This is a genomic window from Kitasatospora sp. NPDC059803, from assembly GCF_042732255.1.
Taxonomy (GTDB): Bacteria; Actinomycetota; Actinomycetes; order Streptomycetales; family Streptomycetaceae; genus Kitasatospora.
This window is the reverse complement of record NZ_JBHWIJ010000218.1, coordinates 12,984-14,761: the sequence shown is the minus strand read 5'-3', so window position 1 is coordinate 14,761 and position 1,778 is coordinate 12,984. Positions and strand designations below refer to the sequence as shown.

The following is a 1,778-nucleotide window of genomic DNA, read 5'->3' as shown; positions in this document are numbered from 1 at the left end:
GGGGCCGCGCGCGGGGTCGCGCCGGGGGGCGCCCCCCCCCCCCCCCCCCGCTCCCCCCCCCCACCCCCGCGGGCCCCCCCCCCCGGGGGGGGGCCGCGCCCCCTCGGACGTGGTCACGGCAGCGGATCAGTCGTTGCCCGACTCGATCGCGGCGCTGTCGAGCGCGGTGGACTTGGCCGCCAGCGCCTCGGCGTCGGGGCCGGCGGCGGCGATCGGCGCCGCCCCGCCGGGCGCCAGCTCGCCGATCAGGCCGCTCCACGGCGCCAGCTGGCCGTGCACCGCGTACTGCTCCAGCTTGCTGCGCGAGTCGGCGATGTCGAGGTTGCGCATGGTCAGCTGGCCGATGCGGTCGTCCGGGACGAACGCGGCGTCGACGCTGCGCTCCATGGACAGCTTCTCGGGGTGGTAGCTGAGGTTCGGGCCCTGGGTGTCGAGCACCGAGTAGTCCTGGCCGCGGCGCAGTCGCAGCGTGACGCTGCCGGTGACCGGCTGGCCGACCCAGCGCTGCAGGCTGTCGCGGAGCATCAGCGACTGCGGGTCGAACCAGCGGCCCTCGTACAGCAGCCGCCCGAGCCGGCGGCCCTGCGTGTGGTAGGTGGCGACGGTGTCCTCGTTGTGGATCGCGTTGAGCAGCCGCTCGTAGGCGGTGTGCAGCAGCGCCATGCCGGGGGCCTCGTAGATGCCGCGGCTCTTGGCCTCGATGATGCGGTTCTCGATCTGGTCCGACATGCCCAGGCCGTGGCGCCCGCCGATCCGGTTGGCCTCGTGCACCAGCTCGACGGCGTCGGCGAACGCCCGGCCGTTGATGCGGACCGGACGGCCGAACTCGAACTCGATCGTCACGTCCTCGGTCTGGATCTCGACCGCCGGGTCCCAGAAGGCCACGCCCATGATCGGGCTGACGATCTCCATCGAGGTGTCCAGGTACTCCAGCCGCTTGGCCTCGTGGGTGGCGCCCCAGATGTTGGCGTCGGTGGAGTAGGCCTTCTCGGCGGAGTCGCGGTACGGCAGGTCGCGCTCGGAGAGCCAGGCGGACATCTCCTTGCGGCCGCCGAGCTCGGTGACGAACCGCTGGTCCAGCCACGGCTTGTAGATCCGCAGGCTGGGGTTGGCGAGCAGACCGTAGCGGTAGAACCGCTCGATGTCGTTGCCCTTGTAGGTGGAGCCGTCGCCCCAGATGGAGACCTCGTCCTCGCGCATCGCGCGGACCAGCAGGGTGCCGGTCACGGCGCGGCCGAGCGGGGTGGTGTTGAAGTACGTCTGCCCGGCGGAGCGGATGTGGAAGGCGCCGCAGGCGAGGGCGGCCAGGCCCTCCTCGACCAGCGCCGCCCGGCAGTCGACCAGCCGGGCCTGCTCGGCGCCGTAGGCGCGGCCGCGGGCCGGGACGTCGGCGAGGTTCGGCTCGTCGTACTGGCCGATGTCGGCCGTGTAGGCGTAGGGGACGGCGCCGTGCTCGCGCATCCACGCGACGGCGACGGAGGTGTCCAATCCACCGGAGAATGCGATGCCGATCCGTTCACCGACCGGCAGCTTGCTCAAGACCTTCGACATGCATGCACCCTTGACCCGCGAGGCGCGGGCTCCTGACTTAGCGACGTGTGAGGGGATTCGGCGTATCCGATGCCCGCACTCTGGCATAGGTTTGCAGAGTACCGCAAGAGCATACGATCGGCTCGGCGAGGGGCGGCCGCGGCGGTTTGCGCCCCCCACCGGGGCCGATAGGGGGGGGCCCGACCCCACACCCGCGGTTAGACCAGGGCGGTGGGGGGGGGGGTTGT

Annotated in this window: 1 protein-coding gene; it reads right to left on the bottom strand. The window is 72.4% G+C overall.

The window, feature by feature from the left end; all coding sequences use genetic code 11:
• Nucleotides 1-126 precede the first annotated feature (126 nt).
• Complete coding sequence (gene argG, locus ACFV6I_RS28360) at nt 127-1,551, bottom strand: argininosuccinate synthase (RefSeq protein WP_063350707.1); 1,425 nt, start codon at nt 1,549-1,551, stop codon at nt 127-129.
• Nucleotides 1,552-1,778: the final 227 nt, after the last annotated feature.

What these genes read in the sequence shown, in the direction of transcription:
- argG (WP_063350707.1), bottom strand. Translation starts at nt 1,551, where the DNA reads ATGTCGAAGGTCTTGAGCAAGCTGCCGGTCGGTGAACGGATCGGCATC.